29 protein-coding genes are annotated in these 21,111 nt (G+C 42.1%); 17 read left to right on the plus strand and 12 right to left on the minus strand.

Translation table 11 applies throughout. The features are described 5' to 3' along the window. Positions 1-86 precede the first annotated feature (86 nt). The gene (locus QZL88_RS20210; protein ID WP_296944586.1) at positions 87-1,796 is read left to right on the plus strand and encodes a RagB/SusD family nutrient uptake outer membrane protein; all 1,710 of its coding nucleotides are present in this window, start codon (positions 87-89) and stop codon (positions 1,794-1,796) included. 111 nt (positions 1,797-1,907) lie between these two features. Here QZL88_RS20210 and QZL88_RS20215 read toward each other — a convergent pair whose 3' ends face one another. Beyond that, entirely contained in the window at positions 1,908-2,417 is a 510-nt protein-coding gene (locus QZL88_RS20215; RefSeq protein WP_296944588.1) for a hypothetical protein, read from the minus strand. Between the two features lie 145 nt (positions 2,418-2,562). On the opposite strand from QZL88_RS20215, the gene QZL88_RS20220 reads away from it, so the two are divergent. The 13 genes from QZL88_RS20220 (at position 2,563) to QZL88_RS20280 (ending at position 11,427) form a co-directional block, all read left to right on the plus strand. After that, on the plus strand, positions 2,563-3,735 hold the full coding sequence (locus tag QZL88_RS20220; RefSeq protein WP_296944590.1) for an XkdF-like putative serine protease domain-containing protein: 1,173 nt from the start codon (positions 2,563-2,565) through the stop codon (positions 3,733-3,735). A gap of 89 nt (positions 3,736-3,824) precedes the next feature. Further along, a complete protein-coding gene (locus tag QZL88_RS20225; RefSeq protein WP_296944592.1) occupies positions 3,825-4,772 on the plus strand; it encodes a hypothetical protein in 948 nt (315 codons plus the stop codon). A 126-nt stretch (positions 4,773-4,898) separates the two neighbouring features. Beyond that, entirely contained in the window at positions 4,899-5,438 is a 540-nt protein-coding gene (locus QZL88_RS20230; protein ID WP_296944593.1) for a hypothetical protein, read from the plus strand. Between the two features lie 154 nt (positions 5,439-5,592). Then, positions 5,593-6,162 carry a hypothetical protein gene (locus QZL88_RS20235; RefSeq protein WP_296944595.1) on the plus strand — a complete coding sequence of 190 codons (570 nt, stop codon included), beginning with the start codon at positions 5,593-5,595 and terminating at the stop codon, positions 6,160-6,162. 26 nt (positions 6,163-6,188) lie between these two features. Further along, a complete protein-coding gene (locus tag QZL88_RS20240) occupies positions 6,189-6,596 on the plus strand; it encodes a hypothetical protein (protein ID WP_296944598.1) in 408 nt (135 codons plus the stop codon). Then, on the plus strand, positions 6,593-6,841 hold the full coding sequence (locus QZL88_RS20245; protein WP_296944601.1) for a hypothetical protein: 249 nt from the start codon (positions 6,593-6,595) through the stop codon (positions 6,839-6,841). Before QZL88_RS20240 ends, QZL88_RS20245 begins: the two co-directional genes overlap by 4 nt. Continuing rightward, a complete protein-coding gene (locus tag QZL88_RS20250; RefSeq protein ID WP_296944605.1) occupies positions 6,819-8,759 on the plus strand; it encodes a hypothetical protein in 1,941 nt (646 codons plus the stop codon). The genes QZL88_RS20245 and QZL88_RS20250 overlap by 23 nt, the downstream gene beginning before the upstream one ends. 1 nt (position 8,760) lies before the next feature. Next, positions 8,761-8,985 carry a hypothetical protein gene (locus QZL88_RS20255; protein WP_296944608.1) on the plus strand — a complete coding sequence of 75 codons (225 nt, stop codon included), beginning with the start codon at positions 8,761-8,763 and terminating at the stop codon, positions 8,983-8,985. A gap of 87 nt (positions 8,986-9,072) precedes the next feature. Next, the gene (locus tag QZL88_RS20260; RefSeq protein WP_296944610.1) at positions 9,073-9,549 is read left to right on the plus strand and encodes a phage holin family protein; all 477 of its coding nucleotides are present in this window, start codon (positions 9,073-9,075) and stop codon (positions 9,547-9,549) included. Continuing rightward, positions 9,533-9,934, plus strand: a complete 402-nt coding sequence (locus QZL88_RS20265) for an N-acetylmuramoyl-L-alanine amidase (protein ID WP_296944613.1) — start codon at positions 9,533-9,535, stop codon at positions 9,932-9,934. Before QZL88_RS20260 ends, QZL88_RS20265 begins: the two co-directional genes overlap by 17 nt. Beyond that, positions 9,931-10,329, plus strand: a complete 399-nt coding sequence (locus QZL88_RS20270; RefSeq protein ID WP_296944615.1) for a hypothetical protein — start codon at positions 9,931-9,933, stop codon at positions 10,327-10,329. Before QZL88_RS20265 ends, QZL88_RS20270 begins: the two co-directional genes overlap by 4 nt. A 207-nt stretch (positions 10,330-10,536) precedes the next feature. Next, a complete protein-coding gene (locus tag QZL88_RS20275) occupies positions 10,537-10,725 on the plus strand; it encodes a VOC family protein (protein WP_296944617.1) in 189 nt (62 codons plus the stop codon). Between the two features lie 147 nt (positions 10,726-10,872). Further along, positions 10,873-11,427, plus strand: coding sequence for a sugar O-acetyltransferase (locus tag QZL88_RS20280; protein WP_296944620.1), 555 nt, complete (start codon positions 10,873-10,875; stop codon positions 11,425-11,427). A gap of 23 nt (positions 11,428-11,450) precedes the next feature. Here the strand turns inward: QZL88_RS20280 and QZL88_RS20285 are convergent, their stop codons facing one another. Continuing rightward, the gene (locus tag QZL88_RS20285) at positions 11,451-11,834 is read right to left on the minus strand and encodes a DUF3037 domain-containing protein (protein WP_296944622.1); all 384 of its coding nucleotides are present in this window, start codon (positions 11,832-11,834) and stop codon (positions 11,451-11,453) included. Further along, entirely contained in the window at positions 11,812-12,594 is a 783-nt protein-coding gene (locus QZL88_RS20290) for a HipA family kinase (protein WP_296944624.1), read from the minus strand. Before QZL88_RS20290 ends, QZL88_RS20285 begins: the two co-directional genes overlap by 23 nt. 470 nt (positions 12,595-13,064) lie before the next feature. On the opposite strand from QZL88_RS20290, the gene QZL88_RS20295 reads away from it, so the two are divergent. Next, positions 13,065-13,235, plus strand: a complete 171-nt coding sequence (locus QZL88_RS20295; protein WP_296944627.1) for a hypothetical protein — start codon at positions 13,065-13,067, stop codon at positions 13,233-13,235. Between the two features lie 66 nt (positions 13,236-13,301). Here QZL88_RS20295 and QZL88_RS20300 read toward each other — a convergent pair whose 3' ends face one another. Beyond that, positions 13,302-13,604: a hypothetical protein gene (locus QZL88_RS20300; protein ID WP_296944629.1), complete on the minus strand. Its 303-nt coding sequence runs from the start codon at positions 13,602-13,604 to the stop codon at positions 13,302-13,304. A gap of 1,117 nt (positions 13,605-14,721) precedes the next feature. Here QZL88_RS20300 and QZL88_RS20305 point away from each other — a divergent pair. After that, complete coding sequence (locus QZL88_RS20305) at positions 14,722-16,668, plus strand: hypothetical protein (protein WP_296944632.1); 1,947 nt, start codon at positions 14,722-14,724, stop codon at positions 16,666-16,668. A gap of 70 nt (positions 16,669-16,738) precedes the next feature. Here the strand turns inward: QZL88_RS20305 and QZL88_RS20310 are convergent, their stop codons facing one another. The 6 genes from QZL88_RS20310 to QZL88_RS20335 form a co-directional block, all read right to left on the minus strand. Beyond that, positions 16,739-16,897 (minus strand): hypothetical protein, encoded by a 159-nt coding sequence (locus QZL88_RS20310; protein ID WP_296944635.1) that lies wholly within the window; start codon positions 16,895-16,897, stop codon positions 16,739-16,741. A gap of 102 nt (positions 16,898-16,999) precedes the next feature. Continuing rightward, positions 17,000-17,611, minus strand: coding sequence for a hypothetical protein (locus QZL88_RS20315; RefSeq protein ID WP_296944637.1), 612 nt, complete (start codon positions 17,609-17,611; stop codon positions 17,000-17,002). A 110-nt stretch (positions 17,612-17,721) separates the two neighbouring features. Beyond that, a complete protein-coding gene (locus QZL88_RS20320) occupies positions 17,722-18,339 on the minus strand; it encodes a hypothetical protein (RefSeq protein ID WP_296944639.1) in 618 nt (205 codons plus the stop codon). Next, a complete protein-coding gene (locus QZL88_RS20325) occupies positions 18,296-18,949 on the minus strand; it encodes a hypothetical protein (RefSeq protein WP_296944641.1) in 654 nt (217 codons plus the stop codon). Before QZL88_RS20325 ends, QZL88_RS20320 begins: the two co-directional genes overlap by 44 nt. Before the next feature lie 135 nt (positions 18,950-19,084). Continuing rightward, positions 19,085-19,417, minus strand: coding sequence for a hypothetical protein (locus tag QZL88_RS20330; protein ID WP_296944642.1), 333 nt, complete (start codon positions 19,415-19,417; stop codon positions 19,085-19,087). A gap of 303 nt (positions 19,418-19,720) precedes the next feature. Continuing rightward, positions 19,721-19,903, minus strand: coding sequence for a hypothetical protein (locus QZL88_RS20335; RefSeq protein ID WP_296944643.1), 183 nt, complete (start codon positions 19,901-19,903; stop codon positions 19,721-19,723). Between the two features lie 9 nt (positions 19,904-19,912). On the opposite strand from QZL88_RS20335, the gene QZL88_RS20340 reads away from it, so the two are divergent. Then, a complete protein-coding gene (locus QZL88_RS20340) occupies positions 19,913-20,125 on the plus strand; it encodes a hypothetical protein (protein ID WP_296944644.1) in 213 nt (70 codons plus the stop codon). Between the two features lie 141 nt (positions 20,126-20,266). Here QZL88_RS20340 and QZL88_RS20345 read toward each other — a convergent pair whose 3' ends face one another. Beyond that, the gene (locus QZL88_RS20345; RefSeq protein ID WP_296944646.1) at positions 20,267-20,695 is read right to left on the minus strand and encodes an SRPBCC domain-containing protein; all 429 of its coding nucleotides are present in this window, start codon (positions 20,693-20,695) and stop codon (positions 20,267-20,269) included. Between the two features lie 19 nt (positions 20,696-20,714). Continuing rightward, positions 20,715-21,107, minus strand: coding sequence for a VOC family protein (locus tag QZL88_RS20350; protein ID WP_296944650.1), 393 nt, complete (start codon positions 21,105-21,107; stop codon positions 20,715-20,717). Positions 21,108-21,111 lie beyond the last annotated feature (4 nt).

Consider the following 21,111-nt stretch of genomic DNA (forward strand, 5'->3'; position numbering starts at 1 on the left):
AAGGTTCTGTTATAATCAAATATAACAGGCTGTTAGTCTGAAATAATATATCATTAAAAACTTTCTTCTTAAATACATAGGCAAGAATGAAAAAAAATAAGATAACTAAATTTATATTGTCGGGAGCCCTTTGTCTGCTCACAGCTACATCTTGCGATGTAGATCCGACTTTCTATACACAAGTAGTACCCGAAACGTTCTATACCTCGCAGGAGGCAGTATGGGAACGTTTCAACCGCCCTTTCACTCACTGGCGCTGGTATGTAGGACAGGATTCTCCCCGCTGGCTGTTGCAGGAACTTGGTACGGACGAATTTTGTCAGCCTACCAGAGGTAGCGACTGGTTCGACGGTGCCAATTATCAGAAATTCCATCACCATGAATATACCGAAGATATGATTTTCGTCGAAACAGGATGGACAAATTTTGCCATGGGAGTAGCGCTTGCATGGGATGCACTGGAAGATCTTGAAAAAGTAGACTTCGATGCACTGGGTTTTCCACAGGGAACGCGCGAATCGATGCTGAATCAGCAAAAAGCACTGGTAGCATCTTTGTACCTTGACGGGCTCGACTTTTTCGGAGGAGTAGCTCTATATACTACAACCCAGAGTGAGGTGAAGGGGCGTTCGACCGATAAGGAAACTTTCGATTTTATCGAAAACCTGCTCAAAGAAGCCATCCCTAACCTTCCATTAAAAGAAGAACTGGGAGGACTGGAAAATGGCAGTATCAACAGGGCTGCAGGAGCCGCTCTTCTGGCACGCCTCTACTTCAATGCCAAATCGTATATCGGTACGGAAATGTATGCAGAGGCCGGACAGATATGTCAGGATATTATCAATGGTGTATACGGCAAATATGAACTGGATGCGGATTGGACAAATATTTTCGGCTTCGATAATGAAACAAGTACCGAAATAATATGGTCGGTACCTAGCCAGAATGCCAAGCTGGAAACGGATGGTATGTACTGGGACCGTATGGTTCCTTACAACTACAGGAACTATCTGGGAGGATTGGAAGGTTCGGGTTCCAACAATGGTATCGGGCTGATTCCGAGCCTCGACCCTCTGGGCAATAAATATCCCTACAAACTGGGTGGAGCTTATTCCAAGTTCCACGATAACGATATACGCAAACAACCATATGTATATGAGAACAATGGCAAGTATCGTGGAATGTTTATCGTAGGAAAACTGATCAACCCTACTAATCCCGACTGGGTTTGTACAGGTAGCCGTGAGTATAACGGACAGATAATCACAATAGTTGATCAGGTAGCTTACTTTGCAAAAGTAGGTTCGGCCGAATATCCTACGGTGGCATCTCTAAAGTCTACAATCGCTACGGCCGAGGAATCGTCGTGCGTGCGTGTAACCAAGCGTAGCCCTCGTCCAAACCAGAGCGAAAAGAACCGTAAGTTCGATCCCGATATTCCTATCATTCGTTTAGCTGAAATTTACTACACACTGGCCGAATGCAAAATGCGCGCAGGAGAAAAAGGCGAAGCGGCTCAATTGATTAACACCGTGCGCAAACGTTATTTCGCAAACGGAAACGACCCTGATCCTGTTACGGCTTCGAACCTGGACAAATACCGTATGCTGGACGAATGGTTACGGGAATTTTTAGCCGAAGGCCGCCGCCGCACCGATCTGGTACGTTGGGATGCTTATGTGACAGAAGACTGGTGGGATCACAAAGCGACCAATAATCCAAATCTGAACCGCTTCCCTATACATTACAGTCTGATAGGGGCTAATAACTTACTGGAACAAAATCCGGGATATTAAGAATGAGCAGATTGTTTGGTATATAAATGCCCGTTTACTGTTTAGGTATAGGCTTTAAACAGTAGAATTTGAAAGACTCCGAAGTAGATGCTTCGGAGTCTTTTTGCATTATTACTGTTCTCCTTTCTTTGCCACAAACCGGGCTATCCGCTTATAATTCGTTATAAGTAATAGTCCTATGATGAAGTCTATCAGGTCGGTATAGTTTATATTATAAGTATTGAAAGAGAGAATATCATCCTTATTATTAGATACAAGAGCCATTAATATATGAAGTAGAGCAATCAATACAAGCGAAAAATTATACACAACCAATATTCCGCCCACAATGATAACGGCCAGCGACACCAGCTTCTGCATATTGATATCCGAAATATCTATCCTGTCGTCATCAAATCCTTTTTCCAGTCTTAAGAAACGGATCACTACATCTGCATAGGCTATGAGCAGTACAGCAAAACCAAGATATGCTGCGATCATCAATGCCGAAGCTCCAATAGTAAGCAGATCTGCGCCATAGGAGAGTGTTACAATCACAGTAGAGAAAGTATAAGGCGCGAGGGTAATCAGATACAAACCGAACAGTTTGATAACTAAACGAAAAAAATCTTTTTTTGTCATGGTGATAGTTGTTTATTAGGCATAATAATACTCTGTATGTAAAGATATTGATAATATGTTTATTAATGATGTATCAATAATGTTTTTTTCCAAATCTGCATTTTTTTCAAACTCGATTATCTATACTCTAAAAAGCAGATAATCTATGAATTTACCTATCTACAACTGCATTATCGACGATAACGAAGACGACGCAACAGGCATTTGTGCCATATCCTTTGTCGATTGTCCGGCCAATGAGGTCGATTTCGTGGCATTGAGAAAAAACAGCGAACACATTCTTCTCAATCGCGATACAAAAAAACGCATACTCACAGGTGTAGTACTGAAACCCGAACAGCTCATCTACCGTCGCAGCGAAGAACTGGGCGACTATTACATCAGGTTTTCGGCCGAACAAATAGAAAAAATAGCACAGAAAATGATGCGTACCGGTGTGGCGCTTCACAATACCACACATCAGCATCAGACTCCGCTCTCGGGCAACTACCTTACCGAACTGTGGATAGTCGCAGACCCGCGGACAGACAAATCGAAAGCATTAGGATTTGAAGACCTTCCCAAAGGGACCTTGATGTGCAGCTACAAGGTCGAGAATGAAAAATATTGGAACACAGAGGTGATGACCGGCCATGTCAAAGGCTTCTCTTTGGAAGGATTCTTCAATCAACAACCGGATATTTCCAAAATCAAAAATCAAATGAATGTAAACATGAACAAAAAGAAACCGAAACAAACATTGCTCGGCCGCATTGCCCGCATGTTGCTCGACATCGAAGCCGTAGAAAAGGCCGATGTGACGGCTAGCGGTACGCCTTATGTAGTCTTTGTGCTGGCCGACGGCAAGGAAGCCTATGTGGACGAAGACGGATTTGCTACGCTCGACGGAGAACAGATGCCGGCGGGAGAACATCAGCTTGCAAATGGAAATTTGCTGGTAATAGACGAGCAGGGACAATTCACAGAAACGCGCGAAGCCTCGGAAGACAAAACCAAACCTGAAGAAACGAAAGCTCCGCAAACATTGAAAAGCAGTAAGGCACGGCACAAACTAGCCGATTTCGATCCTAAAACAGCCGAAGCCCTGAAAGCTAAGATTGCCGAAATGCAACAAACTATCGACCAGTTGACTAAAACATTGGAAGACGCACAGTCGATGCTCGAATCTACAAAAGGACAGGTAGAAGAAATGCGCAAAAAAACTCCATCGGCACATCCTGCCGTTCAACTGTCGCACACCACTAAAAATGCCGGGGATATGACTACGGCCGAACGCATGGCAGCAGCTTTGAATCAGACAATAAACAGAAAGAAGTAATTAATTAGCAAATTCGAAAATTAGCAGATACGGAAATGGCGAAAACACATTTCCTAATATGCTAATATTCACATTAACAAATTGAAAATATGGCAAACATGTATGACATCTCATCACTGAATTATCAGCCGTCAACCAATATGGACTGGTTTACAAAAGCAATCTTTGGTGGGAAACTTATCGAAAAAGGTAAAATAACTCCCGTTGTAGGAGTAAAAGAATCGACCCTGATCAACCTGATTGACATCAACGGCAGCATCCTGCAGGCAGATGCCCGCGACTGTTCGTGGAATCCGCAGCAGATGTCGAAACTGAGCGACAAGGAGTTGAAAGTAAAAACATATAAAATCAATCTGGAGCAATGTCTCGACGACCTTGAACGCAAACGCACCGTATGGATGCTCAGCCCCGGAGCAAAGAACAGGGAATTGCCGGATACGCTCGAAGACGCAACAATGGCTATCCTTGCTTCCGAATTGAGCAGCGAGATAGAAACTAAAATTTTCAAAGGAGACAGTTCTGCAGATGCTAACGATTTCGATGGAGTAGTTAAAGTCTTAACAGGCAGTTCGGACGCCGTTAAAATAACAGGTATAGCTCTAACCAAAGCCAATGTGCTGGAAGAAATAGAAAAAGTATTCACAAACATTCCGGACGATGTTGTAGCAGGCGGATTACAGGAAGGTACATTGAATATTTATGTTTCTTATCCTACGTTCCTGAAAGTGAAAATGGCTCTTGGAGGCATCTACGGAAACAATGTAGTAGTCAGCCCCAACTTTACGGTAGAGGGCGATGTGGTGCGCTATATGGGAGTGGAGCTTGTTCCCGTAAAAGGACTCGGCGACAACGATATGGTAGCGGCTGATGCCCGCAACTTCCTTATAGGGACAGACCTGGTGCGCGACCTGGAAGAAATCCGTCTTGGACAAAAGGCTGCTCCACACGATAATATCATCTTCATAGATGGCCGCCTGCGCCTTGGATTCGCTATTCCGTTCGAAGACGAAGTGGTATTTTATAGCCCCAATAACTAATTAACAAATTAGCAGATTCGGGAATTAGCAAATAATTTATTTTCAATGTTCTATGCTTTTACATTTTCGAATTTGCTAATATTCTAATTTTCAAATTAATATCAACTCATTAAAAAAGAATATATTATGTCAGGATGTAAATTAACTGCAAACATAACAAAAGACAATTGTCACTATTCTGTAGCCGGTATAAAAGCAGTATATCTATTCAATTACGATGCAGAGAACGATTACACTTTCGGTGCCGATGGCGGAATCGATACTATTACCCTTGCCGATAGTGCCAAAGCGTTTAAAATCGACTTTGCTGATAACACGGCTTCATTCTCCGACGAACTTGCAGTGAATGGCAATGGTGGCAAGTACCGTACCCATACTGTAAACTTCACCATCAGCAATTATGATTACGAATTGTTGAATCAGGAGAAAGCATTGAGCCTTGGTAAGTTTACGGCGGTGATTGTAGACCGGTCGAATCGGGCGATAATGCTCGGCCGCTACAACGGATTGAGTGCCACTGCCTTTAATTACGCTTCGGGTGCGGCGGATGCCGATGCTTATGGCTGGACTGTGACTATGGCCGGAACGGAAATAGAAATGGGACGCTTGCTGAAAGACGAAAGTGTGATCTCTGCCATTGTGGACAAGACTGTGGTAACACCGTAAAGCCTGACAATGTGCCAATCACCTGATGTGCCGATGTGCCAATTGACTTAATGAAACAGGCTGATGGTTCACCTATGAATAGCCCATTGGCAAAGCCTTGGGCTATTTTATTTATTGGCACATTGGCATATTAAACAATTAATTCATTAAAATAATGACTTGCAGATTATTACAGAATATAAAACATACCTGCGATTACAATCCCGGGGGCATTACCAATCTCTATCTGCTCGACATCCGCGATTTTGGGACATATCAGTTCGCCGATCAAGGGTTGTTCGATAAGTGCTATGTAAACCGGATAATATCCGATACCTCTTTTCTGGAAATAGGAGCAGTAAATGAAAGCACTTTTACCGAAACGCAGGAAAATGGTATATACAAACAAGAACTGGCAACATTCGTACATACGCTGAAAGGAGAAAAATTATCGAATCTGCTGTTAGCGGCTGTCAACAAATACCTGGTGGCTTTCCGCACATCGCAGGGCCTGATGTACAGCTTTGGCAGCGACGGAGGGGCATCTCTTTCATTCTCCCAGATAACAGGACAGACAGGCGAAGCATCGGGCTATCAGATATCGATACGCAAGAATTCGGTTTACCCGTTGTTCGAAATCGATGCGTCCCGTTTCAATACAATTCCTGTGCTGGGTACCGAAGACCGCCATATAGTGATGACAGAAGATAAAAAGAATGCAATACTGACCGGGAAAATCAAATAGAAGTATAACCAATTAAACAAAATAAAATGGCTAATGAAACAAGAAAATTAGACCCTGTAGGACTCTCAGAATTGGACATAATAACAGAACCTAGAGGGTTTTATATATTCGGATCGATAGAAGAAAACGGAGAGATGAAATCGGGCAGATGCCTCTTCGATAAGCTGGAAAAGCTACAACTCGAACGACGTATTTCCCTGACTATGGAGACTAAAGAGGTAGAGATGTTTATAGGCGAAGAAATGACGATTTACAAGGTGGAAACCGACAATGTAGCTTCGCTGACCATTGGTGATGAAACATTTACTAATCTGAATAATATACAACTGGACAAGAAGATAGAGAAACGCTCGAAGGTGAAATTTACTATTGAACCTTTGACATCAGATCCCACAGCTTACTTATTTATTTACGCTAAAGCAGAATTACTATGATATATGAAGTGAAAAAAGATGAAGTGACATTGGAGATAGACGACAATGTGTTTTTTGATAAGCAGCCAAAGGAATTCAGGAAGTTATATGAGAATGGGCGGATAACGGATATTAAGGATGAAGATGGTAACGTAATCAGTACAATACCGTCCGATAATGTAGAGTTCGATAACTGCTATGTAGAAGTATATGACAATGGCAGCATAATAATCACTTTAAAACATGATGAAGATGTTACAGTATAATTTTAAGGATAAATACTATAATCAAAATGGAGAAGATATTGAGAGATATTATAATACTACTTTTTATTCTCCTACTATTACAGGTGGAAAAGGAACCAGGTTGTCTCCATATAGAAGTAATGCATCATTAGTCGGTTTAACTGCATCCGGAAACCAGGCTCTTATATTAAGCTCTGGAAATCATGGTGTTTCCAGTTCCTCGATGACACATACTTTTACAAAGTGTATTAATGGACATGGTATCGGAAAAACCATATGGAGTCCTGCCATATATATACCAAGCGGCACAACCCGTACTGATGTTTTATTCTTTAGGGATATTACATTTGGGAGCAGTTTGATATCTGCAACAGCACCTAACAATGCCTATAGGGTGAACACATATTTATACCAATGTGAGATAAGTACCGACTTTAGATTTGTACAAAGTGGATATGCAGGGTTTCCTGTTTCTATAAATAGGTGTAAGAATAGAGCCATTCCTACGGCCACATTGGGTACAAACAGTACAAGTGTTAATTATAGTAATAATAATGCATTTATAGGTATCAATTCTACAATCGGTTCAATAGCCGGTAGCCTGCATACCTTCGAAAAATGTAATTTGATTGTCAACCAGGCATCACTGGATACATACAAGTCTAATTATTATGCTTTCGACAATTGTAATTTCCGAATTGGCACTGAAACGGACTATACCCCTCTTACAGGCACATCAGCCGAAGAACTTCGAGATGATTTTGTTGCTCGTTCTACTGCAGCCGGACTAACGATGCCTCCCGATATTACGGATTATGACATGACATTGACTTTGGGACGTTGGATATTTACAAAAAATCAAATATTTGAGGGGCTTACATGGAAGGGCTCGGAAATTAACCTCTTCGAAATTCCACGCTTTAAGTTGTTCGGTTATTCGACATCACGTGGCGATAAAATTGCCATTACCACAGAGAAAAATGTGCCGGCCAGTTTCGCACCCAATAACTCCGATAGCCTAGGTTTGGATTTTGCATCTGATTCTCTTTCTATTAACTCAGGTATAGATATAACCCAAAAGTATAATTTATATACCGATTCTAAAATAATCTGGCTTGGTGGTAATATGAAACTGACAAGTATTGATATTCCTAACGATCTGCCTTATCAGTACGGGGTATTGATAGACAGTATACCGGGCTTGTTATGTGATGCGGGACAGGAAGTGGCTGTGATAGAGCCAAATGAATTCTATTATGTCCGTTCAAAAAATGTAAACGAAGCATCGGTCAAATATAACAATGTCATCTATTCATCTGCTTTATCAACGCGGAATAATATTCTTAAAGGGGTGGCAAACTTTACGTCATTCTCTGCAAATACAGGTGAACCTGTTGTATATAAGATAAACGATGTGCTGAATTATAACTCTATCCAGTTGCGCATTGTAAACAAAATACCCGAAGCGGAGATTACCAGTGGCAGCCTTCAGGCAGATTACTGGTACTATGTAGATTATAAAAATTCAAATAATGTGAGTGGAGCCATTGTTTACAATGGAGTTAGCTATGGAGCTACCGATTCTTTTTTGGCTAAAAGCGGAATTTCTACCTACACAGCGCATTCTAACTTGAAGCTGCGCCGTTGCTGGCATAAAGATTTCGAATTTAAGACAGGAATTGCAGATGAAGTTTTTTGGCAGAACGAGCAAAAGCCCCTATGGATCGATGTATTGCCGGAAGATACCCGCTGCCTGATGCTCAATAATTCGGAAAAGACACAGGAAATGCAATCGTCATCAGGCGTTTATATAGCATCTGGGCATCCTGATTTTTATAACAGTATATTAGGATCATCCAGTATACCTGTTCCGGCTTTCCCGATAAAAGGAGCATTTATGCAGATCAGAATTCCCATAACTACTATAAATCCAGTATAACATGGCAGACTTTGACAACGGACTCCCTTCGCAAGGGACAGATGTAACAGACAAGAGTATCAACGGCATATTTGTAAGTAAAACGAACGTGCCGAAAAGTGAAATATCTAAAATCTCGGCTGTTATGGTTGGTAGATCAGAAATTGAACCTTCAGATATAAACAAAATCAGAGCCATCCTCATATCCACCGAACCCGCCGGCAAAAACACAGCAATGTTCCTCTAACACTCTCTCGCAGCTGTCAGCCATACACAAACGGCTGACAGCCTGTTTCCAATTCTTAATTCTTAATTATTCATTCTTAATTATCCCATGCTATTAATCATAGAATCACTATTGGCAGGAGACTTTGTCACCCTGCGGCTCAAACTGGCTATCGTATCCATTATGTGGCTGCTGGTAACTATCGCCATCAGCCTCGACCTCGTCAGCGGATGGCGCAAGGCAAAGGAACGTGGCGAACAACGTACCTCATACGGACTAAGGCGTACGGTTACCAAAGCCGTTTTGTATTATGCCCTGATGCTCTTTGCATTTATGTTCGATTGCATAGGTATGTTCTTCTATCCCGAACCTTATATAACCCTCATTGCAGCAGCATTCCTCATATTCATAGAAGCCAAATCGATACTGGAAAAGGCGCACGAAAAGGACAAAAAGAAATTTGGGAAGAGCCTGGAGGAACTTACCACGATTTTCGAAAATAAAGACGACCTGATAAAAGGCATAACCGAAATTGTAAAAAAACAACTAAAAGACCCAAAAGAAGAAAATGAGAAAGATAGATAAAATTATACTCCACTGCTCCGCTACAAAAGAAGGGCAGCATTTCACCGCAGAAGATATAGACCGATGGCACAGGGCGCGGGGTTTTGCCAAGATAGGTTACCATCATGTGGTATATCTCGATGGCTCTGTACACAAAGGGAGGGACGAATCGCTGATAGGAGCGCATTGCCTCGGGCACAACGCCACGTCTATTGGTGTGTGCTATATTGGCGGGCTGGACGAAAAAAACAATCCCAAAGATACACGCACCCAAGCGCAGAAGGAGGCTTTAACCGGATTGCTAGATAACCTTAAGGTACGTTATCCCAATGCAAAAGTGTATGGACATAACGAGTTTGCGGCAAAAGCCTGCCCGTGTTTTGATGTAAAAAAAGAATTCAGATGAGAAGCCGGTTCGAAATAAATACAATACTCCTGTTTATACTGCTTTTTGCTCTCACGGGATGCAAGACACGTACAGTATTTATCCCCGTAGAATCGGTACGTACAGAGTACAAAGACCGCCTGTTGCGTGATTCGGTTCATCACTACGACTCCGTTCTGGTGAAAATGAAAGGAGATACCATTTGGCTCGAAAAGTACAAATATCTGTACAGGGACAAGCTGTTGCGCGATTCCGTCTTTGTGAACGATACCATCCGCGTACCTTATCCTGTAGAAGTGGAAACGGAGGTAAACCGTATGAGTTCGTTCCAATCGTTTCAGGTATGGTGCGGACGAATATTACTCCTGCTGATCATTGGTTGGGTAGGAGTGAGGTGGTGGAAAAAGCGGGTGTAAAATAAATATCCTCTCCTTGTTAGGGCAGAGGATATTATTGAACCTTTATGGTGGTGCGGCAGATATAAACTTCTGATATATGCCGATCGGTAGTTAGAGTAATTATTGTAGTATAAAATTGTTGGATTCTTTATGCTACGCGCAATCAAAGATTGCTTGTGTTTCTTTTGACTACGCTTTGCTCGGAGACCGCAAAACAAACCAATCATGAAATATCAGATAATCCTCTGCCTGTGGTTCGATGGCAAAGCCGAAGAAGCCGCGCCTTTTTATGTATCCGTATTCAGTAATTCGAATAAGAGCAGGACGGGTAATGGATGCATTTATGCAAATGAGAAAATTCGATATCGAGAAGCTCTTAAACGCCTGATCGGTATGGAGTTTATATATAAATAAAGTGCAGATAACGGTGGTTGTCGGCACTTTTATTTTTTAACACTTCAGATGTTACAGGATTCCTTAAATAAGGAGAAAATGCATAAAACAGGAGATTACTTTAGTAAATATGCCTTATATTTGGATTTGTAACTATAACCGACACTTATGACAGAAAAAGAAAAAGCAGCCGCAGGCCTTCTTTACGATGCCAACAACGATAAAGATCTTTTACAGGCAAGGGAAAAAGCGAAAGAAATACTTTACGACTACAACCTCTTGCGTCCGGGCATGCAAACCGAAAAAAAGCAAATGCTGAAAAGCCTTCTGGGCAAAACAGACGAGAACTTCATATTCGAACCTCCTTTCTTTTGCGATTACGGATACAATATCGAGATAGGTGAAAACTTCTTTGCCAATATGAACTTCGTAGTCCTCGACGGGGCAAAGGTCACCATCGGCAGCAATGTATTCATAGCTCCCGGGGTAGGTATCTATACGGCCGGACATCCCTTCGATGTGGAGCAGCGCATCAGCGGGCTTGAATACGCATATCCTGTCACCATAGGCGATAATGTATGGATAGGTGCGGGCGTGCATATCCTGCCCGGAGTTACTATCGGCGACAACACCGTGATAGGCGCAGGAAGCATAGTATCGAAAGACATTCCGTCCAATGTACTCGCCGTAGGCAATCCGTGCAGGGTGATACGGGAGATTTAGAAGCTGCCTGAGAATGCTGGCTGCTACATCACCAGCTCTGTAAACAACTTTTCGAACGTCTTGTCCAAATCATCCGAAAAGCCCCTGTTGGAGCGCGATGTCTGTATAGATGTACTCCGCACGGCCGTCAGCCAGCGGTAGCGCTCTGTTATATCCAGCGAAGCCACATAGCCTCCGTCACCGGCGGCAGCGCATATTTTGTCAAATGCCTTCAGGTTCTCATGTATCGAGTCCGTGTCCAGTTCCGATGTGAACAGGCGGAGTTTGTTTTCATCCACATAATAGCGGGCTTTCAGGAATTTTTCCCGCTTGCTGTACATAATAATGCCCACATTTATAAATTCTTCGCGCTCCACCCTCGGTACAACACGGATGACGGCGTATTCATATAAGTGCTTCCCTTGCATGCTGTGCTTCTTTTATAAATATTGCTGAATTCTTTATTCTTTCGTTCAGGAAGTCGTTATACACCTGCCGTATATCCTGCGGCGATTCGTCACTTCCTCCCCAGTGCAACCAGTCGTCGGGCAATAGACTTACTATTTTGGCCACCTTCTCCGGTGTGAGTATCTTCTTAAACGCTGCGTCTGCTTCGTCAAGACTGCTGGCATAGGGTAACAATACATGGTCTTTGGCCTGAGGGAAAGGGCTTAATGCATATTTTTTCCATCCCGTCCACGAATGATGAAAGTAGAGCGACGCACCGTGGTCTATCAGCCACAGCTCCTTGTGCCACATCAGCATATTGGTATTGCGGGCGGTGCGGTCTACATTGGTAAGCAAGGCATCCATCCATAGTATCTGCGATGCGGTAGTGTCGTCTATGCGTGTTACTACCGGGTCGAATGTCAATGCTCCGGAAAGGAAGTGCAGTCCCATATTCAGCCCCTGACTGCCCTTCAGCAGGTCTTGTATTTCTTCATCGCCTTCGCTGCGGCCAAAAGCCTCGTCGAGATAGATAAATACCATCTCAGGCACACGAAACCCGAGAGCCTGTGCAACCAGCCCGCCTATGAGTTCACTCACAAGCATCTTTGTGCCATGGCCCGAGCCACGAAATTTGACTACATACTTGAATCCGTCGTCGGCCTCGGCCAAAGCGGGCAATGAACCACCTTCACGCAAGGGGGTGATATATCGTGTGACGTTTACTGTCCGGAGTTCCATCTTTTATTCAGCAATTAATAGCCTGTGCGTATCGATTAATAATATCAAAACTGAAGGCTTGTTTATTTTTTGTTGTAAAGATAGAAAAGAATAGGTTATATCATACAACCAACGCCCGTTTAGTAACGTGCGGCCTCTTTCTGTAAGGAGGAAAGGATTTGGTTTCGGTTAAAGTTATCAAAATAAAAAGTACAGGGAAAAGGAAGATTTAATGGCTACGCAGGCCATCTCCTCTATCCTATCGCATCACCCAGAATGAAGAATTATCTGAAATAAAACTTTCAATCATTCACGTATCATAAATACCTACATATCAAATAATTGCACAAAACATGTTAAAAAACATATTCAAAAAACCTCATTATTGCAATGTGTGGATTGCAATATTTGCTATCTTTGTATAGCAATATGAGGAAATATTGTTTATTTCAGCTATAAAAACTAAATTAACAACACTAAAAAATACGACCATGAACCGCCACGAAGAACTGATTAATGAAATCCATATGGCAAGAAAGCGATTTGAAGATTCGTACCGAAATATATCCCGTGAAGATATGGATATATTGCTGGAAGAACTGGAGATAATGTCCAGTGAGTTGCAGGCATTGCACAGAGAGCACAGAAACCTTACAGCTTGATTATATATAAGTATAAAAAGCCTGGCTAAGTATTTTAGCCAGGCTTTTTCATTACTTTTTCTCTGCTTAATGTCCGAAACCAAAACCACCGTGCATCCCGTGCATCCGGCTTTCGAAAGCTTTTTTCTTTTCGTCGACAAATGCCTGCTTTTCTTCGGTCGACATGCCCATCCATTTTTCGCAGCGGGCATCTATTGCCTCCACCGAAAAGTGGTCTTCATGCCTGTCGAGGCACTCCATACGCTTGTTCATAAACTCTAGTTTTTCACTATCGGTCATTTTAGACCATTCTTCTTTGAATTTTTTTCGTGCTTCGTTGTCGAAAGGGTTTCTTCCGAAGAATCCCATTCCAAAACCTCTTGTCATCATAATTTTATTTGTTTATTATTTTTAATCTATTTGTTAATTAAGAGCTCTCTATTAATGAAGACGACTGAGGGAACATAATATTTTAGGAAGAAATAAAAAAATATTTTTTTTTGATGATTTACTCCTCTTTCCGGGTGTTCCTGTTTGTTAAAAAGGGAGGAAGTAGTCAATCCCCGATGTGGGTTACAGATTGGGATTGACCTGCCTAAGCCATTTTTCGAAACTTTTTAAAGAATATATCCTAAGCAATGCAGAAGGCTCTAATATTAAGTTTATTAATGCGAATATTTAACAATTTAAAGATTTCGGTTTTCAAAGTTAAGTCATTAATTATTTAAATTTTAACCTGTTATACTCAATAACTATAGTGGATATAAACAGACTAAGAGCAAAAATATCTTAATGAGTTACATTGAATATGAAAAATAATTGTTAATTTTGAACGGTTCTATTTAAGAACACGACAACTTTTAGAAAAAGACAATAGTATATACAGCATGTGGTTTAGACTGCTTTTCATGAATTTCTTTACAAGAAAGAGCTTCATTTTTTCTGTTGAAAATTTGGAGGTTAGCTCTATTTTGTGAGAGAGAGAGAGAGAGAGAGAGAGAGAGAGAGAGAGAGAGAGAGAGAGAGAGAGAGAGAGAGTTATATAACTACACTTAACACTTTACCTTTATTTATTTATTTTATCATATACTTTACATTCCTTTTATCGAGGAGTGCAAAATATACATGTACTTATATCAACCACACCATTATAATTGCGGGCACATGTGCGCGCGATATTATATTATTTTCAAGACATAAATACAAGTTTAGACCTCACACCTTCGCCGATGCAGATATTTTCATGTACTACGGGGCCATTTTGAGGGCTATAACATACACTCATCTTATGCAAAAGATTCAATGCCTCACAAATAGGGAGATTATTATCGTCTTTAGAAAAAATCTTCTCTCCCTAGCTCCTGATCGCGGCTTGGGAAAGTATCGGGCAGGGATATGGGGTATTGAAACTTTTGCGCAAAGATGATTATAAAAAAGATGATACAATGACAAAATATAACAGACAAAGACAAGTAATTTATTTTTTTGAACTAAATCGTAAAACTACATGATTCAAACAAACTTTAGACAAAAACATCGAAATGGAGCAACATTTAAAATACTATTATTGCTGGTAGCAATATTTAGTATAAGTTTGGCTCTGCCTGCACAGGTAACTATAGGCGCAAATGAAGAGCCGCTCTCAGGAGCCTTATTGCAGCTAAAAGACAAGGACAATGTAACTGACAGTACCCTGAATGCCCGCAAAGGGCTGGCTCTGCCCCGTGTAACTCTTTCGGAGAAAAAGGAACTTTACCCGATGTTCCTCGCCAATCCTGACAACCCTGCCTCGGGTCCCAGTACCGACTATACAGCTAATAAGCAGACGATAGATAAGGCGCATACAGGGCTTATCGTGTACAACCTGGTAGAAGATGACGACAAGGAGCTATGCGTGGGGCTCAACCAATGGGACGGAGATCAGTGGAACTGCTTCCAGTCCAAGATGGGTAATGCTATTGCAACTCTTGGCAATTGCGATTCACTGAAATTCCTGGGGATATATAAAAACGACGTATCCTTAAATGCAGGGAATTATATGACAATACCTCTGCATGTGACTAAGGCCGGTGCATATACTATAACGGCAATGCCCGATCCTGACAACGGTTATTACTTTACGGCATCGGGTGTTTTCTTAACTCCCGGTTATTACTTTCTGTCCATACCCGGCGCCGGGACACCGCTGAACTATACACCAACCGGAGGAAACGGTGATCAGATAAAAGTGACATTCAACAACAAGGCTATGGATGCCTGCGACCCGCTATACATAAAGGTGGAAGACTCTTCCGTAAAGCCTGTCTACTATATGTCTTGTAGCGCAACCAAAGTAAAGGGTGTGTACCAGTTAAATAAGGAGCTGGACCCGGATGCAAATTATATAGAAGTGACATTGAATGTAACAGCGCCATATGGGGCGACCTATGTAATAGAGACAAACACCGTGGACGGTATTTATTTCAAAGGGTCAGGAATGCTGAACACAGCCAGCCAGACTGTAAAACTGCAAGGCTACGGCACACCCACCAGCGTGGAGAATAAGGTGATGACGATCACATCCAATAGTTCATCGGATGTTTCTACCTGTAAAGCTACTGTGGTAGTCAGCTACCCTACAAAATCGGTGTTTGCGTTCGGGTATTATGAAAATTCGGCGGGATATCTGGGACAGCCGGGATCGGGGCTGAGAAAGATGATGGACGCTTCTGTTAATTTTGGAAATACGGAAAGCAGTATTGTTAAAATAGTTCCTTATTCATCGTCCCAGACATTCTATCCTTACAATATTATAAACGGGTCTGCCGCCTATAATACTGCTACAGTTAAGAGCTATCTGGATACTAAACCTGATATAGTCATTACAGGGTTTGACCTTGATGTTACAGATAAAGCCGGAATGGCAGCCAATCTGGTCGACTATCTGAAAAAAGGCGGGGTACTTATCTTTGTATGCGAGCGCCAACTAATGGTAAAAGCCTTCTTTGAAGCTCTGTATCCGGGATATACAATTACCGGAGACTGGACTACAACAGACCCGATGACCATAAACTATGTGAATGATGAAATAGTAAATGGTCCGTTTGGAGATATTCGCGGACTCTTGTGGGGAAATGATACACAAGGCGCATCCGGAGCGCAGGGTCTGCCAGATGATGATGATATCGTTATTATTTCCAAAAATAATAATGGAACCCCAATGATTTTGAAACATAAAAGCTATAACCTTCTCTTCATCAGCGAAGGTGGTTTTAATGCCAATCTCAACGGAGCAACCGGTTCTAACGGTTCAAGTTCATCAATATATTATCCATTTGCTATCGACTCCAATTTTAAACCTATCACACGTACAGGATGGAGAGGAAGCTACACAGTAGAAAATTCCCGTCTTATGGCAAATGCGTTGGCATGGGCTATCAAACAGGCTCAATATAATGGCATAAATACACGTTAAAATGACATAGGCATATCCGGTTATATTATAAGTTATGCAGGGGCGAATGAGTGTGTTCGCCCCTGCTGTTTTATATATCATCCTTTTCATCATATACAAATTTCACTTTGCTTTTATTCACTTTATAGGTACGGGCACATTCGTTGCGGACATTTTCGATATCGCCTGTTTTTATATTTACTTTCAGGCGGGTAATGCCTGTTATTCTGATTTCACGGATTATAAACATAATATTTTAATTAGTATATTAGCAAATTCGCAGATTAGCAAATTACTGAATAGATATATTCATTTAATTTTCGAATTTGCTAATCTGCTAATTAAAAATGAATCACCTTACCTCCCTGTACCTGCCCACCAATACTTTATTGCTGCGTATATCGGTCAGAATCCTGGATACGATGCGTTGTATCTTATGCGCCTGCACATGCGTGATAGTGGCCAGCGTATGGTAATTGATCGCCGGCTTGAGGGTGATATACATCTTGAAAAGCTCAAACTCCCGCAGGTCGTAGCGGCGAAAAACATAATCGAAAATATCGTCTTCCAGCTGCGTCTGCATACGCTCGTGCTCGTAAGGATTGGAGTGATGCGCTTCGAGACTATGTTGGACAGGCATTGCCACATAGCGGCTTTCTTTTTCGCAGTCTTGTATATAGTTGGTAAAATAAGAGCGGTGGAAATACGCCTTATAGTCTTTTATAACCATCCCCGAATAGAGAATCTTTTCGCTGATACGCATATAAGTGGTGTAAAATATATCTTCATGGTAAGCATATTTGCCTATCAGGAAGTTGGACAGGGACTGATGATTGTCTGTGAACCATTTGTTAAACTCGTCGGCTTTCCTGCGATGTGCGGGCTGTGGCTCGTCCCGGTCGTCGCGTCCGCGGATAAAGTATTTCTTGCCTGTGTTGTTGCCGTTGCTGTTTCCTAGTTTCATGTTTATATTAATTTTTTAATTTTAATTAGCCAATTCGGATATTAGCAAATTAGCAAATGACTAGTTGCTTGCGCCTTATTTGCTAATATCCGAATTAACTAATTGATCCATTATTTTCTCAGGCTTTCCCCTTCAAACAATACCCGCGTGGTGGTCGATTTTATTCTGTCCAGCACACGGTCGCCGTATCGTTTGCGGATGTCGTCTACCGGGAGATTGGTGGATATGATGAGTAGTTTGCCGTGCTTCTCGGCTGCATCCATCACTTCGGCAAAAGCCATCCGCCTGTTGCCGAATACATTGCTCACTTCTTCGGTGCCCACATCGTCGAGGCTGATGATATGCTTCGACAATACGAGGTCGATATTGCTATTCATCTGCTGTGTATCGAATACCGATACCACCCGCCGGCAGTATCCGAGCAGGATGGCGGGCAGCACATAACGGCACAGCAGGCTTTTGCCGCGTCCGCAGTTGCCATACAGGAACAAGCCTTTCCCTTGGTTTGCGGCGAGCCATGCGGCTACTTTGGCGTATTCGGGCAGCCACTGCATCCGGCGTCCTTCAGCCATAAGGAAATGCAATAGCGCTTCCTGCAAAACCTTTTCGGCATCGGGTACCTGTATCTGTACCTTCTGGCTGGGCAGTGGCATTTGCTGGCGTTTCATCAGGTCGGTTATGTCTCTAAAATTCTTCATATCGTCTGGTATTGTCGTGCGATGCCGCATTGTGTTTATTTTCAGAGGATTTCTTCTCCCAATTTCTGACGGCTGCCTGCCAGTCTTTCATTTTGTTGCGTCCTATCATCCATCCTTTCGATTCGTAGAAGTCGAAAAATTCCTGTGCGTCTACCGTGTTCTCCCGCTTGCGGCAATAGCCAACGATTTCCTCCGGTGATGGTTTTCGGAACACAACAGGCTTCGCCGTCTCTATTTCTTTTGTCTTGTCTTGTATAGTCTTGTCTTTAGTATAGGTATAGGGAAGCGTATGGTCGAGCGTATAGGATAGTGTATCGGTAAGTGTAATACTATGTGTATCACACAGCGTATCTTTTGCGATACAGGTGATGGTGTATTCGGCGGGTTTCATTTTAGCAGTGCCGTCCTTGAACATGATCAGTCCCACCTGCTTTAGCCTGTTTCTGCGATTGGTCAGCGCATTCCGGTTGATACCCAGAACTGCACATATAATCTCCGTGGATTGATTAAAAGGATTCTTCCAGTTGAGCCTGTTGCATCTATGCAGCAGATAGTTGTACAAATCGTGCTCGTGTACTGAAATAATACCCTGTTCTCTCAATTCCCAGGCATTGTTTATAAGTTCGATATAAGATGTCATCTATACTAATTAAAAATTAATAGTTAATAATTGATTGATAACAAATAGATTATAATGAAGCGAGATTATTAATCTCTTATTTTCAGGATTAAAAAGGATCGACTTCATTGTTCATTATTAATTATTCATTATTCATTAAAATATCCTGTCATTGATTACATGATGCGCCTGTGCAAAGGCTTCGCGATGGTTCCGGTTATATTCTTCCAGCACAGGCCGCAGGCGTGAGGTAAGTACGGCCGAATCTTCGTCGAGCAGATCCCAGTCGCGGTCGAGTACTTCCGATGTTTTGAGCTGAACGGTATCCATATAGGTTTCGAACTCCACACATATACGCACATCGCCTATCAGTGTATCGAAGTCGGCTATATCCGTCCTGTCCGAGTCGTTCAGATGACGGGTAACGAGTCTTACGATTTTTTCCATTTGTTGTTCGTTGCAGTAGCAGTTGATTTTTAATGCGCCCATGTCAATTGGTTATAGGTTATGAATTATAAGTTATGAGTTATTAATCGCTTACGCGTTTTTATTCTTCATTCTTAATTGTTTCTCATTATATAGATAATTGAATTCTATTTTTATTTAAACTTTATATTTAATATGTAGTTCAATTATTAATCGATGGTTCAAATTTAATCTATTTTCGGTTAATGTCAAAATATTAAACCAATATAATTCATTTTTGAACTATATTTAGAATGGGTATAAATAAATAATTTATGGATATGAATATGGGTGGGGTATGTGGAAGATAAGAGGTTTATATATGTTTTAATTTATTAGCGAGAAAGAGGAGATATTATTCATAGAATACTGTATATAATGCGGATCAGTGGTTGAAGTGATTATTGTAGTATGGAAATGTTCTATTATTTCTAACGCGCTTGCCGTCTTGTATTTGGCTAACGCCGATTTGGCTCCGCCGATTTTCAATTCCACTTCGCTCCAATTCATTTTGCCTTGATGCAAAACGAACCAAAAAATCAAGGCTGCATCCCCCGGCGAGCCAAAGCCGCAGCTTCGGTGGGGCAAAATAATACGGAGTCATCTTTAGCCGGATTATCAGCCTGTATAACAACTGCCCTATTTTGCCCTACACCTCCGCTTTACGGATTGGGTACCCCGCCTGCGGGACGAGGCCGGAATCGCGATGCGACGACAAGACAGTGTATCTGATTCAGACGGCAAAACGGTTTTGGGTCGCCGAGGAATGGAGCGCCAGCCTTTTGGTTCGTTTTGGGCAATGCCAAAATGAACACTAAGAGAAAATAATAGAACTTTTCAATTAAATTATATGCTGCACCCTTGCGTAACAATTTATTTCTCGTTCAATTCCACATAATATTTAAACCTGTCGAGGATGGCCTGCCATCCGGCACGTTGCATATCTGCCGGATTCAGGGTTTCGGTATCGAATGTCTCTGTGATCAGGGTATTATTATCCACATTGGTGAATAATATCTTTACCCTGCGTCCGTCGGCCATTGTATATATTATCTTTTCGTTTGGCACAATCTCATCGTACCGTCCTTCAAAGTCGAAACCTGCGCTGCGGTCTTTGGCTTCCATACGCCACCTGAACCACCCGCCCTGCTGAAGATCGTTGACGGCGGTAGGTGTATGCCAGTCGTCAGACGCACAGTTCCAGTTGACTATGTGTTCGGGGGCTGTCCAGTATTCCCACACGATATGGGGCGACAGGTTGACCTGAACTTTTACGGTGATTTCTTTCTTTTCGTGTTCCATCCTATCGTTTTTTTTTTGTTTACTTCTCAGAGTGCAGCCCGAAGATATTCCCTTCGGTATCTACAGCAAGCGTAATAAAGCCATATTCCCCTATCGAAAATTTTGGTTGGTGTATCTGTCCTCCTGCAGCTACTACCCGGCTCTCTTCCACAGAGCAGTCATCGCACCCAAAATACACTACCGTGCTGTTGCCTCCGGCTTTCACGTTCTTCATCCACACCAGCGCTCCGGAAGCATTGGGGGCATCCATATCGTCTGCCATGGGAAACATTGCCATGTTGTAGTCCGTCTCGCCTTCCATCGGCATATCGCTCAGTTCCTTGGCCAGTACTGTTTCATAAAATTTGCGGGCACGGGCCATATCGTTTACATAAATTTCAAACCATACTACGGGATTTGTCTTTGTTGCCATACTG

The sequence above is a fragment of the uncultured Dysgonomonas sp. genome, from assembly GCF_900079725.1.
GTDB lineage: Bacteria > Bacteroidota > Bacteroidia > Bacteroidales > Dysgonomonadaceae > Dysgonomonas.

Bases quoted from the DNA above. Each gene is read 5' to 3' on its own strand.
- QZL88_RS20305 (WP_296944632.1), top strand. From the start codon at position 14,722: ATGATTCAAACAAACTTTAGACAAAAACATCGAAATGGAGCAACATTT.
- QZL88_RS20295 (WP_296944627.1), top strand. From the start codon at position 13,065: ATGAACCGCCACGAAGAACTGATTAATGAAATCCATATGGCAAGAAAG.
- QZL88_RS20335 (WP_296944643.1), bottom strand. From the start codon at position 19,903: ATGAATTGGAGCGAAGTGGAATTGAAAATCGGCGGAGCCAAATCGGCG.
- QZL88_RS20225 (WP_296944592.1), top strand. From the start codon at position 3,825: ATGGCAAACATGTATGACATCTCATCACTGAATTATCAGCCGTCAACC.
- QZL88_RS20310 (WP_296944635.1), bottom strand. From the start codon at position 16,897: ATGTTTATAATCCGTGAAATCAGAATAACAGGCATTACCCGCCTGAAA.
- QZL88_RS20320 (WP_296944639.1), bottom strand. From the start codon at position 18,339: ATGCGGCATCGCACGACAATACCAGACGATATGAAGAATTTTAGAGAC.
- QZL88_RS20240 (WP_296944598.1), top strand. From the start codon at position 6,189: ATGGCTAATGAAACAAGAAAATTAGACCCTGTAGGACTCTCAGAATTG.
- QZL88_RS20350 (WP_296944650.1), bottom strand. From the start codon at position 21,107: ATGGCAACAAAGACAAATCCCGTAGTATGGTTTGAAATTTATGTAAAC.
- QZL88_RS20265 (WP_296944613.1), top strand. From the start codon at position 9,533: ATGAGAAAGATAGATAAAATTATACTCCACTGCTCCGCTACAAAAGAA.
- QZL88_RS20285 (WP_296944622.1), bottom strand. From the start codon at position 11,834: ATGCAAGGGAAGCACTTATATGAATACGCCGTCATCCGTGTTGTACCG.
- QZL88_RS20270 (WP_296944615.1), top strand. From the start codon at position 9,931: ATGAGAAGCCGGTTCGAAATAAATACAATACTCCTGTTTATACTGCTT.
- QZL88_RS20330 (WP_296944642.1), bottom strand. From the start codon at position 19,417: ATGGGCGCATTAAAAATCAACTGCTACTGCAACGAACAACAAATGGAA.
- QZL88_RS20345 (WP_296944646.1), bottom strand. From the start codon at position 20,695: ATGGAACACGAAAAGAAAGAAATCACCGTAAAAGTTCAGGTCAACCTG.
- QZL88_RS20250 (WP_296944605.1), top strand. From the start codon at position 6,819: ATGATGAAGATGTTACAGTATAATTTTAAGGATAAATACTATAATCAA.
- QZL88_RS20325 (WP_296944641.1), bottom strand. From the start codon at position 18,949: ATGACATCTTATATCGAACTTATAAACAATGCCTGGGAATTGAGAGAA.
- QZL88_RS20235 (WP_296944595.1), top strand. From the start codon at position 5,593: ATGACTTGCAGATTATTACAGAATATAAAACATACCTGCGATTACAAT.
- QZL88_RS20220 (WP_296944590.1), top strand. From the start codon at position 2,563: ATGAATTTACCTATCTACAACTGCATTATCGACGATAACGAAGACGAC.
- QZL88_RS20290 (WP_296944624.1), bottom strand. From the start codon at position 12,594: ATGGAACTCCGGACAGTAAACGTCACACGATATATCACCCCCTTGCGT.
- QZL88_RS20340 (WP_296944644.1), top strand. From the start codon at position 19,913: ATGCAAAACGAACCAAAAAATCAAGGCTGCATCCCCCGGCGAGCCAAA.
- QZL88_RS20300 (WP_296944629.1), bottom strand. From the start codon at position 13,604: ATGATGACAAGAGGTTTTGGAATGGGATTCTTCGGAAGAAACCCTTTC.
- QZL88_RS20280 (WP_296944620.1), top strand. From the start codon at position 10,873: ATGACAGAAAAAGAAAAAGCAGCCGCAGGCCTTCTTTACGATGCCAAC.
- QZL88_RS20245 (WP_296944601.1), top strand. From the start codon at position 6,593: ATGATATATGAAGTGAAAAAAGATGAAGTGACATTGGAGATAGACGAC.
- QZL88_RS20230 (WP_296944593.1), top strand. From the start codon at position 4,899: ATGTCAGGATGTAAATTAACTGCAAACATAACAAAAGACAATTGTCAC.
- QZL88_RS20260 (WP_296944610.1), top strand. From the start codon at position 9,073: ATGCTATTAATCATAGAATCACTATTGGCAGGAGACTTTGTCACCCTG.
- QZL88_RS20210 (WP_296944586.1), top strand. From the start codon at position 87: ATGAAAAAAAATAAGATAACTAAATTTATATTGTCGGGAGCCCTTTGT.
- QZL88_RS20275 (WP_296944617.1), top strand. From the start codon at position 10,537: ATGAAATATCAGATAATCCTCTGCCTGTGGTTCGATGGCAAAGCCGAA.
- QZL88_RS20315 (WP_296944637.1), bottom strand. From the start codon at position 17,611: ATGAAACTAGGAAACAGCAACGGCAACAACACAGGCAAGAAATACTTT.
- QZL88_RS20215 (WP_296944588.1), bottom strand. From the start codon at position 2,417: ATGACAAAAAAAGATTTTTTTCGTTTAGTTATCAAACTGTTCGGTTTG.
- QZL88_RS20255 (WP_296944608.1), top strand. From the start codon at position 8,761: ATGGCAGACTTTGACAACGGACTCCCTTCGCAAGGGACAGATGTAACA.